Source organism: Nocardia sp. NPDC050712, assembly GCF_040654295.1.
Classification (GTDB): domain Bacteria; phylum Actinomycetota; class Actinomycetes; order Mycobacteriales; family Mycobacteriaceae; genus Nocardia.
Genome location: NZ_JBFAHT010000002.1, coordinates 271,426 through 291,992, shown reverse-complemented (window position 1 = coordinate 291,992; position 20,567 = coordinate 271,426). Strand labels below are relative to the sequence as shown.

General features: G+C 70.2%; 18 protein-coding genes. 10 read left to right on the top strand and 8 right to left on the bottom strand.

The annotated features are described in order from the left end of the window. The first annotated feature begins 11 nt into the window (after nucleotides 1-11). From AB0H76_RS11705 to AB0H76_RS11680, 6 genes are read left to right on the top strand one after another with little or no spacing between them, the layout of a single operon-like run. Nucleotides 12-2,174 (top strand): acyl-CoA dehydrogenase, encoded by a 2,163-nt coding sequence (locus AB0H76_RS11705; RefSeq protein ID WP_357321253.1) that lies wholly within the window; start codon nucleotides 12-14, stop codon nucleotides 2,172-2,174. 13 nt (nucleotides 2,175-2,187) lie between these two features. Further along, the gene (locus tag AB0H76_RS11700; protein ID WP_357321250.1) at nucleotides 2,188-3,357 is read left to right on the top strand and encodes an acyl-CoA dehydrogenase family protein; all 1,170 of its coding nucleotides are present in this window, start codon (nucleotides 2,188-2,190) and stop codon (nucleotides 3,355-3,357) included. Continuing rightward, complete coding sequence (locus tag AB0H76_RS11695) at nucleotides 3,354-5,129, top strand: acyclic terpene utilization AtuA family protein (RefSeq protein WP_357321247.1); 1,776 nt, start codon at nucleotides 3,354-3,356, stop codon at nucleotides 5,127-5,129. The genes AB0H76_RS11700 and AB0H76_RS11695 overlap by 4 nt, the downstream gene beginning before the upstream one ends. Then, nucleotides 5,129-6,175 carry a phosphotransferase gene (locus tag AB0H76_RS11690; RefSeq protein WP_357321245.1) on the top strand — a complete coding sequence of 349 codons (1,047 nt, stop codon included), beginning with the start codon at nucleotides 5,129-5,131 and terminating at the stop codon, nucleotides 6,173-6,175. Before AB0H76_RS11695 ends, AB0H76_RS11690 begins: the two co-directional genes overlap by 1 nt. A gap of 16 nt (nucleotides 6,176-6,191) precedes the next feature. Continuing rightward, entirely contained in the window at nucleotides 6,192-7,286 is a 1,095-nt protein-coding gene (locus AB0H76_RS11685; RefSeq protein ID WP_357321242.1) for a hypothetical protein, read from the top strand. Then, nucleotides 7,283-8,779, top strand: coding sequence for a CoA transferase (locus tag AB0H76_RS11680; RefSeq protein WP_357321239.1), 1,497 nt, complete (start codon nucleotides 7,283-7,285; stop codon nucleotides 8,777-8,779). The genes AB0H76_RS11685 and AB0H76_RS11680 overlap by 4 nt, the downstream gene beginning before the upstream one ends. A gap of 6 nt (nucleotides 8,780-8,785) precedes the next feature. Here the strand turns inward: AB0H76_RS11680 and AB0H76_RS11675 are convergent, their stop codons facing one another. Continuing rightward, the gene (locus AB0H76_RS11675; RefSeq protein WP_357321236.1) at nucleotides 8,786-9,436 is read right to left on the bottom strand and encodes a helix-turn-helix domain-containing protein; all 651 of its coding nucleotides are present in this window, start codon (nucleotides 9,434-9,436) and stop codon (nucleotides 8,786-8,788) included. Nucleotides 9,437-9,582: 146 nt separating this feature from the next. On the opposite strand from AB0H76_RS11675, the gene AB0H76_RS11670 reads away from it, so the two are divergent. Beyond that, on the top strand, nucleotides 9,583-10,530 hold the full coding sequence (locus AB0H76_RS11670) for an oxygenase MpaB family protein (RefSeq protein ID WP_357321233.1): 948 nt from the start codon (nucleotides 9,583-9,585) through the stop codon (nucleotides 10,528-10,530). Between the two features lie 2 nt (nucleotides 10,531-10,532). Here the strand turns inward: AB0H76_RS11670 and AB0H76_RS11665 are convergent, their stop codons facing one another. The 6 genes from AB0H76_RS11665 to AB0H76_RS11640 form a co-directional block, all read right to left on the bottom strand. Then, the gene (locus AB0H76_RS11665; RefSeq protein ID WP_357321230.1) at nucleotides 10,533-10,985 is read right to left on the bottom strand and encodes an SRPBCC family protein; all 453 of its coding nucleotides are present in this window, start codon (nucleotides 10,983-10,985) and stop codon (nucleotides 10,533-10,535) included. A 50-nt stretch (nucleotides 10,986-11,035) separates the two neighbouring features. After that, nucleotides 11,036-13,201: a catalase gene (locus tag AB0H76_RS11660; protein WP_357321227.1), complete on the bottom strand. Its 2,166-nt coding sequence runs from the start codon at nucleotides 13,199-13,201 to the stop codon at nucleotides 11,036-11,038. 94 nt (nucleotides 13,202-13,295) lie between these two features. Next, nucleotides 13,296-13,928: a class I SAM-dependent methyltransferase gene (locus tag AB0H76_RS11655; protein WP_357321224.1), complete on the bottom strand. Its 633-nt coding sequence runs from the start codon at nucleotides 13,926-13,928 to the stop codon at nucleotides 13,296-13,298. Beyond that, nucleotides 13,925-14,674 (bottom strand): PIG-L family deacetylase, encoded by a 750-nt coding sequence (locus AB0H76_RS11650; RefSeq protein ID WP_357321222.1) that lies wholly within the window; start codon nucleotides 14,672-14,674, stop codon nucleotides 13,925-13,927. The genes AB0H76_RS11655 and AB0H76_RS11650 overlap by 4 nt, the downstream gene beginning before the upstream one ends. After that, entirely contained in the window at nucleotides 14,659-15,609 is a 951-nt protein-coding gene (locus AB0H76_RS11645; RefSeq protein WP_357326096.1) for an acyl-CoA dehydrogenase family protein, read from the bottom strand. The genes AB0H76_RS11650 and AB0H76_RS11645 overlap by 16 nt, the downstream gene beginning before the upstream one ends. A 25-nt stretch (nucleotides 15,610-15,634) precedes the next feature. After that, nucleotides 15,635-16,333: a glycosyltransferase gene (locus AB0H76_RS11640; RefSeq protein WP_357321219.1), complete on the bottom strand. Its 699-nt coding sequence runs from the start codon at nucleotides 16,331-16,333 to the stop codon at nucleotides 15,635-15,637. Nucleotides 16,334-16,481: 148 nt separating this feature from the next. Here AB0H76_RS11640 and AB0H76_RS11635 point away from each other — a divergent pair, with 148 nt between their 5' ends. The 3 genes from AB0H76_RS11635 (at nucleotide 16,482) to AB0H76_RS11625 (ending at nucleotide 19,011) form a co-directional block, all read left to right on the top strand. Continuing rightward, the gene (locus AB0H76_RS11635; protein ID WP_357321217.1) at nucleotides 16,482-16,724 is read left to right on the top strand and encodes a hypothetical protein; all 243 of its coding nucleotides are present in this window, start codon (nucleotides 16,482-16,484) and stop codon (nucleotides 16,722-16,724) included. A gap of 213 nt (nucleotides 16,725-16,937) precedes the next feature. Continuing rightward, nucleotides 16,938-17,705 (top strand): SDR family oxidoreductase, encoded by a 768-nt coding sequence (locus AB0H76_RS11630; RefSeq protein WP_357321214.1) that lies wholly within the window; start codon nucleotides 16,938-16,940, stop codon nucleotides 17,703-17,705. A gap of 70 nt (nucleotides 17,706-17,775) precedes the next feature. Further along, entirely contained in the window at nucleotides 17,776-19,011 is a 1,236-nt protein-coding gene (locus AB0H76_RS11625; RefSeq protein WP_357321211.1) for an alpha/beta hydrolase, read from the top strand. Here the strand turns inward: AB0H76_RS11625 and AB0H76_RS11620 are convergent. Next, nucleotides 18,942-20,495, bottom strand: a complete 1,554-nt coding sequence (locus AB0H76_RS11620; RefSeq protein ID WP_357321209.1) for an NAD(P)/FAD-dependent oxidoreductase — start codon at nucleotides 20,493-20,495, stop codon at nucleotides 18,942-18,944. The genes AB0H76_RS11625 and AB0H76_RS11620 overlap by 70 nt on opposite strands. Between the last annotated feature and the right edge of the window lie 72 nt (nucleotides 20,496-20,567).

Genomic DNA, 20,567 nt, shown 5'->3' with positions numbered 1-20,567 from the left:
AAGGATCGACTATGGCTATCGCCATCAGTGAAGACCACCGGATTCTCGCGGCGACCGTGGATTCCTTCTTGACCACGCACAAGGCCCGCACGGCCGCCCGCGAGCTACTGGAGGCGCCCGGGGTCCGCCGACCGGACTATTGGACCGCGGTCGCCGAACTCGGACTGCTCGGCATCCATCTCCCCGAAGCGCACGGCGGGGCCGGATACGGCCTGCCCGAGCTGATCATCGTCGCCGAGCAGTTCGGGCGGCACGTGGCAGCGGGTCCCCTGCTGCCGACGGTCACCGCCTCGGCGATCGTCGCGGAGCTCGGCGGGCCGGCGCTGGCCGAACTGCTGCCCGATCTCGTCGACGGAAGCCACACCGCGGCAGTCGGATTCGGCGGCACCGTGCGGTTGACCGACGGTGCGCGCGCCTCCGGCGAGGCGACGGTGCTGGGCGGCGCGGGCGCGGACCTGCTGATCCTGGCCGCGGGCGAGGACCTGCTGGTGTTCGACACCGGCCGCGACGGCGTCCGGGTCGAGGTCCCGTTCAACATCGATCCCTCCAGGCCCTCCGCCTACGTCAGCCTGCACGAGGTGGCGGTGCGCGCCGAGGAGGTGATCGCCGGCGGCCGCGCCCGCGCACTGGCGCTCCAGCGTCTGCTGGCCGCCGCCGAAGCGGTCGGCGGCGCGCAGACCTGCACGGAACTGTCGGTCGACTACGCCAAGACCCGCGAGCAGTTCGGCCGCACCATCGGTTCCTTCCAAGCCGTGAAGCATCACTGCGCGAACATGCTGGTGGCCACCGAACTCGCCACCGCCGCGGTGTGGGACGCGGCGCGGGCACACGCCGAGGGCCCCGAGCAGTTCGCCCTGGCGGCGGCGGTCGCGGCCCGGCAGGCGGTCCCCGCGTTCACCGGCAACGCCAGCCTGAACGTCCAGGTGCACGGCGGCATCGGTTTCACCTGGGAGCACGACGCGCACCTGTATCAACGCCGGGCGCTGGCGCTGGCGGCGTTCGTCGACCCCGCGGCCGCCGCCACCGACATCGCCGAGTTCGCGGGCGCCGGCCGCACCCGGGCCTTCGCGATCGAACTTCCGCCGGAAGCCGAGGCGCACCGGCCTGCGATCCAGGCAGTGGCCGCCGGCCTCGCGGCCCGGCCGGACAGCGAACGCCGTACCGCCCTGGTCGAATCCGGCTATCTGATGCCGCACTGGCCCAAGCCCTTCGGCGTCGAGGCCGCGGCGGCCGAGCAGTTGATCATCGACGAGGAGTTCGCCGCCGCCGGCATCTCGCGTCCGGTCCTCGGCATCACCGGCTGGGTGATCCTGACGGTGATCCAGCACGGAACACCTGAGCAGATCGAGCGTTTCGTGCGCCCGGCCCTGCGCGGCGACCTCGTCTGGTGCCAGCTGTTCAGCGAGCCCGCGGCGGGCTCCGACGCCGCCGGCATCCGCACCCGCGCGCGGCGCACCGACGGCGGGTGGCTCGTCACCGGCCAGAAGGTGTGGACCAGCGGCGCGCACCAGTCCGGCAAGGGCCTGGCCACGGTGCGGACCGACCCCGAGGCGCCCAAGCACCGCGGCATCACCACGATGGTCATCGACATGCACGCACCGGGCGTCGAGGTGCGGCCGCTGAAAATGGTCACCGGGCACAGTGAATTCAACGAGGTCTTCTTGACCGACGTGTTCGTGCCCGACGACGACGTGCTCGGCGCGCCGAACGCCGGCTGGGCCGTCGCCCGCGCCACCATGGGCAACGAGCGGGTCAGCATCGGCGGCGGGCAGGGTGGCGGCGGCACCATCGATCTCGACCTGGTCGAGCTGCTGCGCCGCACCGGCAACCCGCTGGCCGGCAGCGCCGCGGAACTCGGTGCGCTGCTGGCCGAACAGCAGTCGCTGACACTGCTCAACCTCCGCAGCGCCGAACGCGCCCTCACCGGGGCGGGCCCGGGACCCGAGGGCAACATCACCAAGCTGGTGCTCGCCGAATTCCTGATCAAACGGGCGGAATTCGCGATGTCGCTGCTCGGGGCCGATGGCGCCTTCTTCACCGAAACCTCGCACGCAGCAGTCCTTTCCGCGCTCAGTGCCCGCGGCATGACGATCGCCGGCGGCACCTCCGAGATCACCCGCAATCAGATCGCCGAGCGCATCCTCGGCCTGCCGCGCGACCCGCTCCTGAAATAGAGGAAGACAAGCTATGACCCACGACATCGAAGTCCTGCGCGGCAAGACCCGGGAGTTCATCGACCACCGCGTCATTCCCGCCGAAGCCACGATCGAGGCGGGTGGCGCCGCCGCGTTCGAGGCGGTCGAGGCCCTCAAGAAGGAAGCCAAGGCCGCGGGCCTGTGGGCCCTGGGCCATCCCACCCACCTGGGCGGCGGCGGCCTCTCGCTCTATGAGTTCGCCCTGCTCAACGAGATCATCGGCCGCTCCGAATACGGGCAGCAGGCCGTCGGCAGCATCACCATGCAGGACGCGATCATGCTCGACCGGCACGGCACCGAGCAGCAGCGGCGACAGTGGCTGCAACCCATGGTCGACGGGGCGATCTATCCCAGCGTGTCGATGACCGAGCCGGAGGTCGCCGGTTCCGATCCGACCCGGATCCGGACCACCGCGCGGCTGGACGGCGAGCACTGGATCGTCAACGGCCACAAGTGGTTCACCACCGGCGCCAGCGGCGCGGCGTTCACGACGGTGTTCGCCGTCACCGACCCGGACGCCACCAGCCCGCACCGCCGGATCTCGGCCATCGTGGTCCCCAAGGGCACCCCGGGCATGGAGATCGTCCGCGTCATCAAGACGATGGGCTCGGACAGCGGCGATCACTGCGAGATGCGCTTCACCGACGTCCGGGTGCCCGCCGATCACGTCCTCGGCACACGCGGTGCGGGCTTCACCATCTTCCAGGACCGGGTCGGGCCCGGGCGGATCTTCCACGCCATGCGCTGGCTGGGCCAGGCCCAGCGCGCCCTGGAACTGATGGTCGAGCGGGCGAAGACCCGCGAGGCGCACGGCTCGCTGCTGGCCGACAAGGGCGAGATCCGCCGCTACATCGCCGAATCCGTCGCCGAGATCCAGGCCTCGCGCCTGCTCACCCTGGACGCGGCCCGCCGCTACGACCAGGACGGGCGGGCCAGTCTGGAGATCAGCCTGATCAAGTTCTACGGGGCCCGGATGCTGCACAACGTCATCGACCGCGCCATCCAGGTGCACGGCGCGCTGGGCGTCAGCGAGGACACGCCCCTGGAGAACATGTACCGGCACGCGCGCTACGCGCGGATCTACGACGGGCCCGACGAGGTGCATCGCATGGTGGTCGCCCGCAAGGCACTCGCGGGCGAAACCCCCTGGGACAAGCCGTGACGGACCGGCCAGTTCGGATCGCCAACTTCAGCGGCTATCTCGGTGACCGGTTCACCGCCGTCGACGAGGCCCTGGCCGGTGACCCGGTCGACGTGCTGGTCGGCGACTACCTCGCCGAGATCACCCTGGCCGCGCTCTCGGCCCGGCACCACGCCGATCCCGGCCTGGGCTACGTCGAGTATTTCCTCGACCAGTTGCGCCCGCACCTGGGTACCCTCGCGCAGCGCGGCATCAAGGTGATCACCAACGCGGGCGGCTTCAATCCGGCCGCGCTGGCCGGGGTGCTGCGGGAGGAAATCGCCGACGCCGGTGCGGATCTCACCGTCGCCCACGTCGAGGGCGACAACATCGTGGCGCGGCTACCGGAGCTGCGCGGCGCCGGCCACACCCTGGACAACCTCGACTCCGGGGCCCCGCTGACCGCGTGGCAGGCCACGCCGATCGCCGCGAACGCCTACCTGGGCGGCTGGGGTATCACCGCGGCGCTGGCCGCCGGCGCCGACATCGTGGTGTGCGGGCGCGTCACCGATGCCGCGCTGACCTCGGGGCCCGCCGCCTGGTGGCACGGGTGGGACCGCCAGGACTGGGACGCGCTGGCCGGCGGTGTCGTCGCCGGGCACATCATCGAGTGCGGCGCGCAGGCCGTCGGCGGTAACTTCTCCGGATTCGGCACGGTCGAGCGGATGCTCGTGCCGGGCTTTCCGATCGCCGAGATCGCTTCCGACGGAAGCTGTGTCATCACCAAGCACGCGCGCGACGACGGCGCGGTGACCGTCGACACCGTGACCGCGCAACTGGTCTACGAGATCCAGGGACCGCGCTATCCGAATCCCGACGTCACCGCGCACCTGGAGCAGCTTCGCCTCACCCCGATCGGGCCCGATCGCGTCGAGGTGCGCGGTGCGCTCGGATCGCCGCCGCCCGCCACGACGAAGGTCGCGCTGTTCGGCGTGCTCGGCTACAGCATCGTCAACACCATCTATGTCACCGGACTCGCAGTGGCACAGAAGCTTTCGCTGATCGAGGCGCAACTGAGCCGGGAGCTGCCGGCAGGCGTCGCGATCGATCTCACGCCGATCGGTGTCGTCGCCGAGGACCCCGCGTCCCAGTGGGAGGCCACCATCGCGGTCCGGATCATGGCCACGGCCGCGACCGCCGAGGCCTTGACGCGCTACAACCTCGCGCGCCGGGTCGGCTCCCTCTATCTACAGACCATCCCCGGCTACTTCCACGACGGTGGCGCCCGGCTGCACACCACGGTGCTGCCGCGCGTCGACTACTGGCCGGGCCTGCTGCCGATGACCGAGCTCGAGCACCGCATGGTGACCGGCGACGGCCACGTCAGCCCGATCGCGCCACCGCGGACAACGCACCCGGTGCACCAGCCCGTCGAGCCCGAACCGGAAGCGCCGCCGGTATCCGACCGCGTGCGCCGGGCACCGCTGGGCACGATCGCCTACGCGCGCAGCGGCGACAAGGGCGGCAACAGCAACGTCGGGATCTGGACGCCGGACGAGCGGGCCTGGCCCTGGCTACGGCGATATCTCAGCACCCAGGAGGTGCGCCGGCTGCTGCCCGAAACCGAACACCTCGAGATCGTGCGCCACGAGTTCCCGCACCTGCGGGCGGTGCATTTCGTGCTGCGCGGGCTGCTGGGCACCGGTGGTTCGTCGAACCTGCGCGTCGACCAGGTCGGCAAGGCCGTCGGTGAGTACCTCCGCGCGAAACAGGTGCTGATACCCGAGGACCTGTTCGCCGGCGGGAGCGACTGATGCGCATCGAAGACTTGACCGCGCAATGGCTCGCCGACGCGCTGGGAACCGGCGTGCGCGGAGTCCACGATCTGCGCTACAGCCCGCTGGGCACGGGCCAGGTCGCCGACACCTATCGGCTGAGCTTCGGCACCGGCGGGACCGACCGCGCCTCGGCGGTGCTGAAGGTGACCTCCGCGGACCCGGTGAGCGCCGCCACCGCGGTGCAGCAGCGGGTGTATCTCCGTGAAGTCCGGTACTACCAGGCGCTGGCCCCCGGCCTCGACATCAGCGTGCCGCGCTGCCTGCACGCGGAGATCGACACCACGAGTGCGGATTTCGCACTCCTGCTCGAAGACCTCGCACCGTGCCGTCCGGGTGACCAGCTCGTCGGCTGCTCGGTGGGCGAAGCCGAGCTGGCCCTGCGCCAGGCCGCCGAACTGCACGCGCCCTGGTGGGACAAGGGCGAACTCGGAGAGTTCTCCTGGCTCCCGCAGCCCTTTCTGGATCTCGCGCCCGCGGTGCTGGACCTGCTGTCCGACGCCTTCGACGACTTCGGCCAGCGGTACGCCGGCGCCCTCGAACCGGAGGTGCTCGACATCGGCCGGCAGCTCTTCGACCGGCTGCCACACTATTTCGCCCTGCACACCGCGGCACCGCCGACCGTGCTGCACGGCGATCTGCGTCCTGACAACCTCCTGTTCGACGCCGCCGACGGCACCCGGCCGGTCGTAGTCGTGGACTGGCAGACGGTGCAGCGCGGACCCGGGATGCTGGATGTCTCCTACTTCCTGGGCGGCAGCCTCGATCCCGGCACCCGCCGCAGCGCCGAACGCGGCCTGGTCGCGCTCTACCACGACCAGTTGCGGCGGCTCGGGGTCCGCGACTACTCGTTCGAGGACTGCTGGCGGGACTACGTTCGCTTCTCCTTCCAGGGCTATTTCACGGGTGTCACCTCGGCCATGATGGTCGAGCAGACCGAGCGCGGCGATCGGATGTTCACCCATATGGTGCGCCGGGCGGCCCGCCATATCTCCGATCTCGACGCGATCAGCCAGCTGTACTGAGACAAGGAACAACGCCATGCTGATTCCGTTCGACGACTATCCGGTGCATCAGACCGCACTGCCGCTGGCCCACGCCGGCGCCGGCGGTGCGGATCACTATGACCGTCTCTGGTTCAACGGCTTTCGGGACGACCTCATGTTCGGCGTCGCCTTCTGCCACTATCCGAACCGGACACTGATGGACGGGGCCTTCTCCGTGCTGCGAGCGGGCCGCCAGACCTCGCTGTTCGTGAGCGGGCGCGCGAATCCGAACCCGGTCGACACCCGGATGGGGCCGATGCGCATCGAGATCGTCGAACCGATGCGGGTCAACCGTGTGCTGGTGGACGACCCGGAGCACGGAATTTCCGCCGACCTCACCTACACGGCGACGACACCGGCGTTCGAGGAGGTGCGGCAGAACTGGCGGACCGGCAGCCGTACGACCATGGACAGCACCCGGGCGACCCAGTGGGGGCAGTGGACCGGCACGATCGATCTCGACGGGGAGACAATCGATCTCGGGGACGACACGTTCGCCACCAAGGATCGGTCGTGGGGGCAGCGCACCACCCCGGGCAACGCGGTGGGTGCGCCGCTGCCGCCGCAGCCGTTTCTCTTCCTCTGGTCACCGATACATTTCGAGGACCACTGCTTCCACTTCCTCGTGTTCGAGAACCCCGACGGTTCACAGTGGGCGCACGACGCGGTGCTGGTACCCAAGAACGACAGTTCCGGTGCCCCAGCGAAATTGGCGCGGGTCGAACACGACATCCAGTGGACGCCGGGGCAGCGCTGGTCGCGTTCCGCGACGCTGACCGCGCATCTACTCGACGGCGGGAGCGAGACACTGGAGTTGCGGCCGCTCTCGCGATTCCAGATGAAGGGCCTGGGTTACGCGCATCCGCGGTGGGGCCACGGGCGGTGGCACGACGAGCTCGCGGTCGGCGTCGAACGGATCGACACCGACGCGCTGGAGCCCCTCGCACCCGAGAATCTGCATGTGCAGCAACTGGTTCGAGCGACCTGGCGCGGGCAAACCGGCCTCGGCGTGCTGGAGCAGATCATTCTCGGCCCGCACGAGCGGTACGGGTTCCGGGAGTTCCTCGACGGCGCGGGCGCGGCGCGGTGACCGAGCCCACCCTGACCCAGCGGCTCGAGACCGCGATCGCCGCACCCGCCACCGACGACGCCTTCGACCCGCACGCCGAACTGACCGGGCTGCTCGCCGAAGTCGCCGTGCGTCCGGCCGACAGCGGTGGCGACATCACCTTCCGCGGCGCGGACCCGATCGTGCCGAGCACGTTGCGCCTGGGTGGCGCGGCGGCGATCGCGCTGGCCGCCAAATCCGTTGCCATCGCCAAACTCTGGCGTTTGCGCGGCGGGGCGAGCCAGGACATCGCCGTGGATCTGCGCACCGCTCCGCACCGGTTGTGCCCGTTCTACGACCGCCGCTGGGAACTGCTCAACGGCTATCCCCCGGCCGCCCCGGCCAATCCGAGCAACGCGTTCGGGTTCCGGTTCTATCGCACGGCCGACGACCGCTGGGTGATGCCGCTCAACCTCTACCCGAAGATCAAGGTGCGCGCCCAGCGTCTACTGAGGGTTCCCGATACCGAGAGCGCGGTGGCGGCGGCCGTCGCGCGCTGGAACGCGGCCGACCTCGAATCCGCCGGGGCGGAGGCCGGTGTGGTCTTGCCGATGCTGCGCACGACCGCGGAGTTGCTGGGCGAACCGCACTACCGTCAGTCGCTGGCGGAGTCGCCGCTGATCGAGATCACCCGTATCGGCGACAGCGACCCCGAGCCGCTGCCCTTCGCCGACGCGCCCCTGTCCGGAATAAGGGCGCTGGGCATGGGTCATGTCATCGCCGGCGCCGGGGTCGGCCGGGCGCTGGCGCTGCACGGCGCCGATGTCCTGAACCTGTGGCGGCCCACCGAATTCGAGCACGATTCCGCCTACGCCAGCGCCAACGTCGGCGTGCGCTCGGCCACCGTCGATCCCACCGATCCGCAAGGCGCGCAACTGATCCGCGCGCTGCTGGCCGACGCGGACGTCTTCTTCGCCAACCGGCGGCCGGGCTATCTGGACCGGATCGGGCTCTCGGCGGCCGAGGCCGCGGACCTGCGGCCGGGCCTCGTGCACGCCACCGCCTCGCTCAACGGCGCGCACGGGCCGTGGGCGGACCGGGTCGGATTCGACCAGACGGCCGGAAGTCTCGCCGGCATGATGCTGCTCGAGGGCGGCGGTGACGCGCCGGCGTTGCCGCCGATCCTGGTCGTCAACGACTACATCGTGTCCTGGTTGACGACCGTGGGCATCGTCGAGGCACTGGCCCGCCGCGCCCAGGAGGGCGGCAGCTATCGCGTCCACGTCTCGCTCACCCGCGCCGCCCTGTGGATCCTGACCCTGGGCATCTTCGACAAGAGCTACGCTCACGACACCGCCGGTCGCGGCGCCGAACACGCCTACCTGGATCCGGAAACCTTCACTGCCCAAACACCTTTGGGCCGATACCAGGGCGTCACCGAGCAGGTCTTCATGTCCGCGACACCGGGTGCGTACTCGCCGGTGCTGGTCCCCCGCGGCTCCAGCGCCGCGACTTGGTTCACCCGGGCCGGGTGAACCGGGTCAGGACTCGGCCTGCTGACTCATCAACAGCTGGACGATGGACTGCACGAAGCCCTCGATCCGCTCGCGCGGATACGCGTCCGGTTCGTTGACCGCCAGGCGCCCGAGCATCTCGGCGATGGTGAGCAGCGAGTTGGTGAGCAGCGCCGAGTCCATCCGCGCCCACCGCGCGTCGATGGCCAGGCCGATCCGCACCAGCGCCTCGGCCTGATCGAAGATGCCCGCCCGGGAGCTGCGGATGGCGTCGCGGTACTCGTCGGGCGCGCTGCCCGGGCCCGCGAGCACGAGCCGCCATCGGGTGGGGTTCTCCAGCGCCACCGCCACGAACGCCTCGACCGTCGCCGAGGCGGCGACCACCGGGTCCGCGCCGATCAGATCGACCGGCAGGGTGTCGGAGACCTGTTCCAGCGCCAGATCGCGTTCGCGCTCCAGCAGCGCTTCCACCAGCTCGGCGCGGGTTTTGAACACCGTATAGAGCACCGGTTTGCCGACTCCGGCCTCCTGCGCGACGGCTTCCATGCTCAGCTCGTGCAATTCGACTCGCCCGAGCACCGCGAAGGCCGCGTCCAAGAGCTGGGCGCGCCGCTGTTCGGCGGGCAAGCGCGGCGCGTACCGCCGGCGCGGCCGTTCCGTGGATCGAGTTGTGCTCACTGCCGATTCGCCTCCATCGGCCCCATCCTGCCAGTTCGCGGGTTCGATCTGCACCCCTACCCTAACAAAAGCTACGCGCCCGTTGTATTCACTGCGCACAATTGCTACGGTGGCGTTGTATTCGCTGGAACCGCAGAGGAGCCACCATGACCTTCGATCCGACCACACTCCGCCGGGAGGATTACGGCTTCTTCGGGCCCGATTCCCCGAGCTGGAAGATCTGGACCGCCCCGACCGCCGTGATCGGATTCCAGCGTGCGGTGGCGCTCGAGTTCTTCGACCCGTTCCTGACCGCGTCGGTCTCGGACACCGCCAAGATCTACTCCGATCCGCGCACCCGGCTCGATATGACCTTCGCGTACTTCCTGATCGTCGCGATCGGCGATACGCCGACCGCGATCAAGGCGTCCGAGCACCTGATGGAGCTGCACGCGCGCTCGACCGGCATCGAACCGGTCACCGGCCGGCGATACAGCCCCAACAACCCCGAAACCCAGCTGTGGATACACCTCACCGGCTGGCACTCGGTGCTCAAGGCCTACGAGATGTTCGGCCCGGGGCAGCTCAGCACCGCGGACGAGAACCGCTACTGGGCCGAATGCGCGGTCGCGGCCGAATTGCAGACCTGCAATCCGAAGGACGTCCCGCGCACGCGCGAGGGTATCCAGGAGTACTTCGAGAACGTCCGCCCGCGCCTGTGCACCACCGAGCGCGCGCTCGACGGCATGCATCAGATGCTGTTCACCTCGCCGAAGCACGGTGCGGGGCTGACCTACGCCGTCGGTGCGCGACTGCTGGCACTGGCGTCCATCGCGACGCTGCCGAAGTGGATGCGCCGGCTCGGCCAGTTCGATCAGTGGCGCATCGTCGACCTGCTGGTGCGGCCCGCCGGCCGGATCCTGGTGTGGTTGTTCACCCTGTTCAACAAGCGCGGGCTGATCCTGGCCGCGCCGATCATCGCCCCGATGGCGGGCAAGATCCTCGAGCAGCACGTGAAGCAGGAACTGCCCGCCACGCTCGAAACCCGCTCCCCCGCCGATGCCCGGGCGCTGTTCGGGACACAGAACCGGCGAACGGTGTCCGCCGCGGGCTGAGGTTATTCGACGGCGGCTTTGATGCGCTCGAGCGTCTCGCGCATCCCGTTGCGGTTGGTCCGGCCGCGGGCGCGCCCGGCGATCAGCCAGTACAGCCGGACCGGCAGCATGGGGTGCATCTCGAACGACTCGGTCACCTCGGTGCCGCCCTCGACCGGCGCGAAGCGGTAGCGCCAGGTGTTGACCTGCCGCCCACCCGGGCCGAGCACGGTGAATGCGAATTCCCGGCCCGGGTCCGCGGCGACGATCCGGCACACGGTCCAGTACTTCAGGCCCCAGCCGTTCCGGTTGACGTGCCCGCGGAACTTGACGCCCACCGCGGGTCCCGTTGCGCCACCGAGCCATTCGGCCTCGATGGTCTCCGGGCTGAACTTGCCGGTGTTGGTGATGTCACTGACGAGTTCCCAGATCTGCTCGGCGGGTGCGGCCATCCGAACTGTCACGCTGTCCTGCATGCTCGTACGCTAACAGGGTCGATCGCTCCTTCGCCCCGGTCGATTCGGCGTCAGCGGGCGAACTCGGCGGCGCGTGCCCACACCCGGTGTTCGGGCAGGAACGCCACCAGGGCGGAGAAGGACGCGGCGAGGGTCGGAGCCGCTTGCACGCCCGCCGATTTCTCGGCGATGCCCGCCGACTCGAGCGCTTCCGCCCCACCCGGCGTGTAGGCGATGCCCTTGAGGTGGCGGTGTGCCTCCTGCAAGAGCAGGTTCAGGCGCGGATCGGGAACGGTGCTCGCGATCAGCAGGGCGTCGAATTCGATGGAGCGCGCGGTATCGAGCGTCCGCGAGATCACGACTTCCTTTGCCCCCGAGCCCAATCCACCGCCGTGCGGGCCGATGACCAGTGGCGTCATGGACTGCTCGGCAATGGTCGCGACCGTCGCGGCCAGATCGGCGAGATCGGTGCTTTCGTCGGCGAAGATGCCGATGTTGCGGCCCTCGACCGGCCAGGTCTGCCCGAGCTGGGAAACAGCCGGCGAGACAACAACATCCGGTTGCGCCTTGGCCTTGCCGCTCACCTTCAGACCGAGCCCGGTCGCGACCGTCACGGCCAGCTGCTCATCGATCTCACGCAGCACCGCGACAGCACGTTCCTTGATCGTCTTTTCGTAGCATTTGCCCAGCTCGAAGGTGTAGGCCTTGGCGACGTGGGCCTGTTCCAGCTCGGTGAGGCTGGCATAGAAGAGCCGTGCGGAGCTGTAGTGATCGTCGAAGCTGGCCGCGGCCGCACGCACCTTCGGCCCCGCCACCTGCTCCGGAAATTCGATCTGCACACCGTCTTTCGCCCCGGCGAGGAAGGGGCAGCCACCGTCGAGGCTGTTCGGGTGGTACGGCGCGACGCCGGAATGCACGGCGCTCTGGTGCATCCCGTCGCGCAGCATGTCGTTGACCTCGGCGTGCGGCCGATTGATCGGGAGCTGCGCGAAATTGGGTCCACCGAGCCGGCTGATCTGGGTGTCGAGGTAGGAGAACAGGCGGCCTTGCAGCAGCGGGTCGTTGGTGAAGTCGATGCCGCGCACCAGATGTCCCGGGTGGAAGGCGACCTGCTCGGTTTCGCTGAAGTAGTTGCTGGGGTTGGCGTTCAGCGTCATCGTGCCGATGATCTGGACCGGCGCCAGTTCCTCCGGCACGAACTTGGTGGGATCGAGCAGGTCGATGCCCTCGAACATCTGCTCCTCGTTGTCGGGGAACACCTGGATACCGAGATCCCACTGCGGGAACGCGCCCGCTTCGATGGCGTCCGCGAGATCGCGGCGATGCAGGTCCGGGTCGAACCCGGCCGCCATCTGGGCCTCTTCCCACAGCAGCGAGTGCACTCCGAGTTTCGGCTTCCAGTGGAACTTCACCAGCACGCTCGCGCCCGCGTCGTTGATCAGGCGGAAGGTGTGGACACCGAACCCCTCCATCATGCGATAGGAGCGCGGAATGCCGCGGTCGGACATGTTCCACAGCGTGTGCGCGGTCGCCTCGGTGTGCAGCGTGACGAAATCCCAGAACGTGTCGTGCGCGCTCTGCGCCTGCGGGATCTCCCGATCCGGGTGCGGTTTGGCGGCGTGCACGACGTCGGGGAACTTGATGGCGTCCTGGATGAAGAACACCGGGATGTTGTTGCCGACCAGGTCGAAAACCCCGTCCTCGGCATAGAACTTGGTGGCGAAGCCGCGGGTGTCGCGGACCGTATCGGCGGACCCGCGCGAGCCGAGGACGGTGGAGAAGCGCACGAAGACCGGGGTTTCCTTGCCCTTCGCGAACAGCGACGCGCAGCAGACCTTCTTGGCGGCGCCGTTGCCGACGAACACGCCGTGCGCGGCCGCGCCACGGGCGTGCACGGCCCGCTCCGGGATGCGTTCGTGGTCGAAGTGGGTGATCTTCTCGCGCAGGTGGTGGTCCTGGAGCAGGACCGGGCCGCGCGGGCCCGCCTTCAGGGAATGATCGGTATCGCCGAGCCGGGCGCCCTGGGCGGTGGTCAGGTACGCACCGCGCTGCGCTACGGCATCCTGCGGGACGCCGGTCGAGGCACCGGTGGGTGTCACCGTGGCCGGGCCGGTCTGATCCGGCTTCGGCGGCAACGGCAAGCGCGGCTTGGTGGGCTCCTGCGCCGCAGGGGCCGCTCCGGCCGGGGCGCCGGGCGCTACAGGCTGCGATTTCGGGCGTCGTGCGGATCCAGCCATAGGGCTTACCTCCAGTGATCGAACGAAATGGTGCAGGTGGCTCGGTGGTGCCCCACGCTGTCGGAAACAAACCCCCGGCGGGAAACAGGGGGCCTCAAACGAGACCGGCCTGCTGCGCCACGCTGCGCGGTGCGGGCTCCGAGGTCGTGTACACCTCGAGCCGCAGGTCGTCATCGCGGTAGGCGGCCAGTCGCGACAGCCGTGGCTCGGTGGCGATGATGTCGTGCACCTCGTCGCCGGTGAGGGGATAGTCCGGCACCGGGTGGCGCCAGTGCACGCCGAGCAGGGTTCCGCCCGGCTCGAGATGGGCCGCCGCCCGCTCGATCGCGGCGGGCAGGGCATCCCGGTCGAGGTAGTAGCAGACCTCGCTGAGCACGATGAGGTCGAAGGACTCCGCGGGCCAGTCGTCGCCGAGTGCCCAGACCCGGAATTCCACTGTGGCGCGGCCGTTCCCGGGGTCGCGCCGGAGTCGTGCCGCCGCGGTTTCCAGCGGCTTGGACACGAGATCGGTCGCGAGGATCCGGTCGCAGCGGGTGGCCAGGTGTTCGGTCAGGGTGCCGATGGAGCAGCCGGGCTCGAAGGCGTTGCGGTAGCGCGGGTTCGGGAGCGCCGCCAGGGTCAGGGCGCGTTTGCGCTGTTCATACCAGCGGGTCGTGAAGCTCCAAGGATCCTCGGCGTCGGCATACATATTCTCGAAGTAGCTCGCGGGCAGGCGATTCGGACTCACCGGAAGTAGGTTTCGGTCGGGCCGGTGAATCGGCGCAGGATGTGTTCCGGAAGGATCGGCGCATCCTGGGGCGCCGGGGACAACCGCTGGGTCTGGCTCGGGAAGTGCCCTATCGCACGGCATTTGGCCGCATGAGCGGTCGCGGGCAAGTCGAACAGTGCGGGGCGGGTGCCCGCCAACCGCGGATGGTCGGGTGTGGCCCAGTGCCACATCCAGATCGGGTACTCCAGCAGCCGCACGCCGGCCCGTTCGGCCGCTGTCGCCGCTGCCCGGCCGAGCGCCTCGTGATCGGGGTGGCCGTCGTGGCGCCAGGTGGCGGCGCACCAACTGCCCGGCGCTTCGTGGGCGGCGAGCAGGGCGTGCAGCCGGTCGGCCACCTCCGCTTCGGACTCGGCGACGCGGCCATCCGGTATGCCCCAGCGGATCGGGCGGTCAGCGCCCAATTCCGCTGCGGCACGCCGGACTTCCCGCGCTCGCACCTCCGCCAGCTCCGGCGGTGAATAGGTCGGCGAGCCGGGATGGGAGCCCTCGCCGTCGGTGACGGTGACGAGGGCGACCTCGACGCCCCGCGCCCGCGCCGCGGCGATGAGACCGCCGGCACCGAGCACCTCGTCGTCGGGGTGTGCGGCGACCACCGTCAGCCGAGTCATTTCCGCGAGCGGCAACGCCTCGGAGCGTTCGCGCCAGGTCGCCCAGAGGGCGTCGTCGGTACCCGGCGAGCGCAGGTCGATCACAGGTGGAGCCATGACGGGTCTTCTTTCCCAGCATCGTCGCCGAGTGCGGCGAGGTCGGTTTCGGCGTGGCTTTGCCGCAGGTAGACGGTGAGGTCCGCGACGCGGCGCGCGTGGGCGGCGTCCAGGCACAACGGGGCCGCGCCGAGCGCTCGGCCGACCCGATCGATGGCCTCGGTCGCAGCCTGCTCCACTACCGCGCGCACCGCCCGCGCCCGGATGCGCTGGGCGATCGGGTCGGCGGTCTCCTGGTCGATCGCGGCGGCCTCGGCGCGCAACGCCGATCGGGCGGCGTGCAGGCCGCTGACGACAGCGCCGAGGTGGGCCAGCGCGTGTTCGTTCGCGCGCCCGGCGGCGGCGCGCGCGTGCAACGGGCGGACGATCGCGCAGGCGCTGCCGTACCAGCACGCGGCGACGCCGATCGCGCCGTGCCAGAAGCCCGGCCGGGTGAGGTACTCCCCCGGCTCCCCGACGCGGGTCGCGGTCACGTGTTCGAAATCGACTGCGCCGGAGTCGGACTCGCGCATGCCGACGGCATGCCAGGTTCCCGGCACCGGCCGCACACCCGGCTGGGACAGCGACACCGCGAACAGGGCGCGCTCCTCGCCGTGCCGGGCCGTGACCAGCGCGTGCGAACAGATCGAGGCGCCGGAGCACCACAGTTTGCGGCCGTCCAAGACCCAGCCGGCGCCCGACGGGGCGGCGCGCAACACCGGGTCGGGCGGTTCGGCGGCCCACACACCCCAGATCTCGCCCGCCACCGGCGTCGGTGCGCCGAGTTCGTGCAGGATGGCGGCGGCGTCGGTGTGCGCTTCGACCAGCCGCCCGAGCACGGTGTCCTCGGCGGCGAAGGCGGCCAGCGCACGAAAACGTTCGCCGGTGCGGCCCGCGCCGGGGAACGGCAGGCTCAGCTGTTCCGCGTCCGCCAGTTCGCGCAAGCGCGCGGTCACGTCCACCGCGTCGATCTCGGTCGTCCTAGGCACTGTCGGCCTCCGATGCGTAGCGCGGATTCAGCGAGCGCACATGCGCCGCGAACCCTTCCGGCGCGCGGCCGATCCGGCGGGCGGAGGTCGTGACGATCACGTCGTCGGCCCAGGCGATGCGGGCGCCGAGCGCGAGTGCCCGTTCCACCAGGTCGACGTCCTCGCCGGTGGTCAGCGCCGCGAAACCGCCGGCGCGCCAATAGGTATCGGCCCGGAATCCGAGGTTGGCGCCGTGCACGTGACCGTGCGCCTCGCCGTTCCCGCGCCGGTACCGCTGCTCGTACAGCAGCCGCGTCGCCGAGCTGTGCGTGCCCCAATCGTCCACTCGCACAACACCGGCCACCACCTCGGCGCCGAGTCGCGCGTGGCGCAACTGGCGACGCAACCACCAGGGGTCGACTTCGGAATCGGCGTCGGTCGTCGCGAACCAGGTCTTCCGGCCGCAGCCGGCACCCGCCGCGGCGAAACCGGCCCGGCGCGCCGCGCCGACGTTCCGTTCGTCCAGCGTCAGTACTCCGATGCCGGGGCCCACCGATCGGGCCGAGCCGTCGGTGCAGCCATCGAGCACCACTTGGATCCGGACCGGGACGGAGACAGCGGCCGCACTGCGCCGTAGCGCGTGCAGACACCGCGGCAGCAGGCGCTCCTCATTGCGCGCCGGCACCACGACCACCACCTCCGAGACGATCATGGAAGGCAGATACCCTGCGGCGATCGCGACAAACAGCCAGCAAACTTCCGGAGACTTCCGGCACCTCCCGGATTAGCGCCGCGCGAGGTGGGTAGGGACTAGTGACGGCGCGGAGTCCGCGCCGCCCCACCCAGCAGTGAGGAGAATTATGGTTTCCCACGACATCATCGCCCAGCTTCGCCAGGACATCACCACTGCCGAAGACGCCGGAGACGAGGTTGCCGCGGAACGGCTGCGGGCGGATCTGAGCGCGGCCATCGACGCCGCGGATCGCACTCCCGACGACGGGAGCGCCGGGCTGGTGAGCTCCGCCGCGGTGCCGCAACCGGGCGACGTCGACGCCGAAGGCCTGGCCACCGAGGTTCCCGGGGCCACCGAGCCACCGGACTGAGTTACCCGCCAGCAGCTCGCGACCGACAGTCCGGTCGCGAGCTGCTTGCTCTGCGAGGTTCCGGCGACCGGTGGCCGGGATCCGGGCCTTATCCGGCCCACGACAAGTAATTCCGGTGGCGGCAATTCCGATCGTGGCGATCAATAACGGTTGACACCAATACTTTTCGAGGGTGGAGTTCGCACGGTATATCCCCGTCGCGAAAGGAATCGCATGCCCTCGACCGAGGACCGACGTCGGGTCGCGATCGTCACCGGCGCGGCCTCCGGTATCGGACGGGCGACCGCTGAGTTGTTCGCTGAACGCGGCCACGGGGTGGTCGCTGTCGATATCGATGGATCCGGGCTGGCCGGGTTGGGCAACGGCGTCGAGATCCTGGCCGGGGACGTGAGCGAAGCGCCGGTGAACGAGGCCGCGGTCCGGCTCGCGCTGGAACGGTTCGGCCGGGTGGACACCGTGGTCCTGAACGCCGGGATCGGTGGCACTCCCCCGTTGGAGTCGCTGGACGCGATCGATACGGCGGAGCGCATCTTCGGGGTAAACGTGCGCGGTCCCCTGCACGGTCTGCGCGCGGCGCTTCCGGCGTTGCGCGTCACCCGTGGATCGGCCGTTTTCACCTCCTCGGTGGCCGGTTTGCGTGGCGATCCGGGCAACTGGGCCTACAACGCCTCCAAGGCGGCGCTCATCAATCTGGTGCGCGCCTTCGCCCTCGACTACGCGTCCCAGGGGATTCGGGTCAACGCGCTCGCGCCCGGATTGACCCGGACCGGTATCACCGCAGCCGTGCGGCGGGACGCCGGTCTGCTCGCGGAGCTGGAACGCCGAGTTCCGCTGGGGCGCATCGCCGAACCGCGGGAGCAGGCCGAGGCCATCTGGTTCCTCGCCTCACCGGCCGCCGGCTACATCACCGGCACCACCCTCGTCGTGGACGGGGGCCTGGACGCCGATCTCGGCATTCTGCCGCTCCCGGTCCCGCAGTGATCTTGTAAGGTCGCGAGATTGCTGCGTGTGCCCGGTTTCCACCCTGCCCATACATCGTGGAGGTTCGTCGATGAGCGTTGTTGCGAAGCTGATGCGGGTGCCGGTCGCCGGAGCGGCCGCCGTCTTGGCCGTGGTCGCGGTGGCGGTTCCGGCAGCGGCCGACAACCCCCAGCACGCCCCGGACGGACTTTCCTTCTACTCACCGCCGGCGGAGCTGACGCCGGGCGCGCACGGTTCGGTGATCTGGGCGCGCCCGCTGACCGGGGATCCGGCGCTGCCGGGAGCACGCAATTTTCTGGTGCTGTACCGGTCGGTGGACTTGCAGGGCAATCCGGTCGCGGTCTCCGGCACCGTCGCGGTCCCCGACGGTCCGGTCCCGGCCGAGGGCTGGCCGCTGATCTCGTGGGCACACGGCACCACCGGGACCGCGGACGTCTGCGCGCCCTCGCGTGACACCTCGGACGCCTTCCTCGCCCACGACTACACCGCGGTGACCCGGCAGACGCAAGCCGAATGGATCGCGGCCGGCTACGCGGTAGCGCAGACGGACTACCAGGGGCAGGGCACCCCCGGCCCGCACGGCTACCTCATCGGGGAAACCGAGCAGCGCGCCGTCGCCGACATGGCCCTGGCCGCCCGCGCGGTGGCGCCCGAGATCGGCACCCGCTGGGTCGCGATGGGGCACTCGCAGGGCGGGCAGGCGGCGGTGTTCGCCAATGCCCGCGCGCAGAATTGGGCCCCGGCACTGCGACTCCTCGGATCGGTGTCGCTGGCGCCGGCGTCCCACCTCGCCCCGACCGTGCAAGCCCTGGCCCTCGGCGAGCGGCTCGGGGTCGCCGACGCGCTCGGCGCCGGAGCGCCCGGTTCGGCGGCGTTCCTGCCGCTGTTCCTCCGCGGCGCGCAGACCGCCGCCGAGGTGGACCCGGCGAAATTCCTTACGCCGAAGGCCGGATCGATGGTCGCCGACGCCGACGACCGCTGCGTCGGCCAGCTGCGGGCGCAGGACTCCTGGGGCGGGCTGCGCGCCGACGAGGTGTTCACCCGGGACCCGGACGTCGGCGCGCTGGTCGCCGTGCTCGACGCCAACGATCCCAGCACGCTGACCTTCAGCACACCGCTGCTGGTGCAGCAGGGCCTGGGCGACACCGTCGTCGCGCCGGCGGGCACCGATGCCATGGTGGCCCAGCAGCGCCTGGCCGGTCAGCCCGTCGAGTACCGGACCTATCCGGGCGTGGATCACCGCGGTTTGATCGCGGCCGGGTTCAGCGATGCCCTCGGCTGGGTGAACACGCGATTCGGACGCTGACCGCTCGGCGCCGCGTCCTCGTCGCGCCGGAACTCCGCGGTGAACGACGCGGCGGGCGAATGGCGTAGCCGCCGCGCGAACTCCCGGGAGGTTCCGGGCCAGGGATTGGTCAGGCGCCCGGTCTCGTGGTGGTACCAGCTCGCGGTGTGCGGCCAGACCGACTGCCCCAGCTTGTCGTTGAGCCAGCGCTGATAGCGGCGCATGACGCAGGGATCCACCTCGATCGCGGCCGCGCCGAGATGCCGCATCCAGCGCAGGCATTCGATGATGTAGCCGATCTGATGTTCCTTCATCGTCGGGTTGCTCCCGGACGGCGTGAACGAGTTCGGGCCCGCGATGAAGAAGGCGTTCGGGAGGCCGGGCGCGGCCAAGCCCATGAACGCGGTGGCGCCGCCGTCGCGCCAGCGCTCGTCGAGTCGTTCGCCGCCGCGCCCGGTCACGGTCATCGGTTCCAGGAACTCGGTCGTGCGGAAGCCGGTGGCGTAGATGATCGTGTCGACGGCGTGCTGGGTGCCGTCGGCGGTTGTCACACCGCCGGCGGTGATCTCGGCGATGGGGTCGGTGACCAGCTCGACGTGGGGCTGGGTCAGCGTGGACAGGTAGGCGCTGTCGAAGACGATGCGCTTGCCCCCGATCGGATAGGCCGGGGTGAGTTGCGCGCGCAGCCGGGGCGCGGGGATCTGCGAGCGCAGGTAGCGGCGCGCCCACTCCTCGGCGGGCGCGGCCGGCCAGCCGCGCCGCATCACCGGGGCCAGGACCGCGTCGGTCCCGACCTGGATGGCGCGGCGGTAGAGCCCGTGCGCGCCGGGCACGCGCAGCGCCGTGGCGGTGACCGTCCCGAACCGGTGCCGTGGCTTGGGCAGTACCCAATTCGCGGTGCGCTGGAAGACCCGCACCGTCCGGGCGGCGCCGGCCACCGCGGGCAGGATCTGCGCGGCACTGGATCCGGTGCCGATGATCGCGACGTCGGCACCGGCGAGGGAGTGTTCGTGACGCCAGCGCGCGGTGTGAAATGCCGTGCCCGCGAACGACTCTCGGCCTTCGATCGCGGGCAGGTGCGGACGATGCAGTTGCCCGGCCGCGAAGATGACCACCCCGGCCCGCAATTGCTCGCCCGATTCCGTACGCAACAGCCATTGCGCGCTCGGTTCGTCGTACTCCGCCGCGGTGACCCGGGTGCCCAACCGGAGTCGCGACCCGAGATCGTGCGCCCGGACCACTCCGCGCAGGTAGTCCAGGATCGCGCGCTGGTTCGGGTAGCGAACCCGCGTATCCCGGTAGGGGGCGAACGAATACGAGTACAGGTGCGAGGGGACGTCACACGAGCTGCCCGGGTAGGTGTTGTCGCGCCACACCCCACCGACCTCGTCACCCCCGTCGAGGAGCACGAAATCCTCGAGGCCCGCCCGGCGCAGCGCGACCGCCATGCCGATGCCGCCGAATCCCGCACCCACGACAACAACCTGATACCGGCGTCTATGCATTGGGGAATTCCTCACTGTGCGTTAACTTCTGGCAAAGGAGTATTCGGTGGCACGAGCTGGAAGGTTTGCCCC

Coding starts and splice junctions, on each gene's coding strand:
- AB0H76_RS11705 (WP_357321253.1), top strand. CDS start 12: ATGGCTATCGCCATCAGTGAAGACCACCGGATTCTCGCGGCGACCGTG.
- AB0H76_RS11700 (WP_357321250.1), top strand. CDS start 2,188: ATGACCCACGACATCGAAGTCCTGCGCGGCAAGACCCGGGAGTTCATC.
- AB0H76_RS11690 (WP_357321245.1), top strand. CDS start 5,129: ATGCGCATCGAAGACTTGACCGCGCAATGGCTCGCCGACGCGCTGGGA.
- AB0H76_RS11685 (WP_357321242.1), top strand. CDS start 6,192: ATGCTGATTCCGTTCGACGACTATCCGGTGCATCAGACCGCACTGCCG.
- AB0H76_RS11670 (WP_357321233.1), top strand. CDS start 9,583: ATGACCTTCGATCCGACCACACTCCGCCGGGAGGATTACGGCTTCTTC.
- AB0H76_RS11665 (WP_357321230.1), bottom strand. CDS start 10,985: ATGCAGGACAGCGTGACAGTTCGGATGGCCGCACCCGCCGAGCAGATC.
- AB0H76_RS11660 (WP_357321227.1), bottom strand. CDS start 13,201: ATGGCTGGATCCGCACGACGCCCGAAATCGCAGCCTGTAGCGCCCGGC.
- AB0H76_RS11650 (WP_357321222.1), bottom strand. CDS start 14,674: ATGGCTCCACCTGTGATCGACCTGCGCTCGCCGGGTACCGACGACGCC.
- AB0H76_RS11640 (WP_357321219.1), bottom strand. CDS start 16,333: ATGATCGTCTCGGAGGTGGTGGTCGTGGTGCCGGCGCGCAATGAGGAG.
- AB0H76_RS11635 (WP_357321217.1), top strand. CDS start 16,482: ATGGTTTCCCACGACATCATCGCCCAGCTTCGCCAGGACATCACCACT.
- AB0H76_RS11630 (WP_357321214.1), top strand. CDS start 16,938: ATGCCCTCGACCGAGGACCGACGTCGGGTCGCGATCGTCACCGGCGCG.
- AB0H76_RS11625 (WP_357321211.1), top strand. CDS start 17,776: ATGAGCGTTGTTGCGAAGCTGATGCGGGTGCCGGTCGCCGGAGCGGCC.
- AB0H76_RS11620 (WP_357321209.1), bottom strand. CDS start 20,495: ATGCATAGACGCCGGTATCAGGTTGTTGTCGTGGGTGCGGGATTCGGC.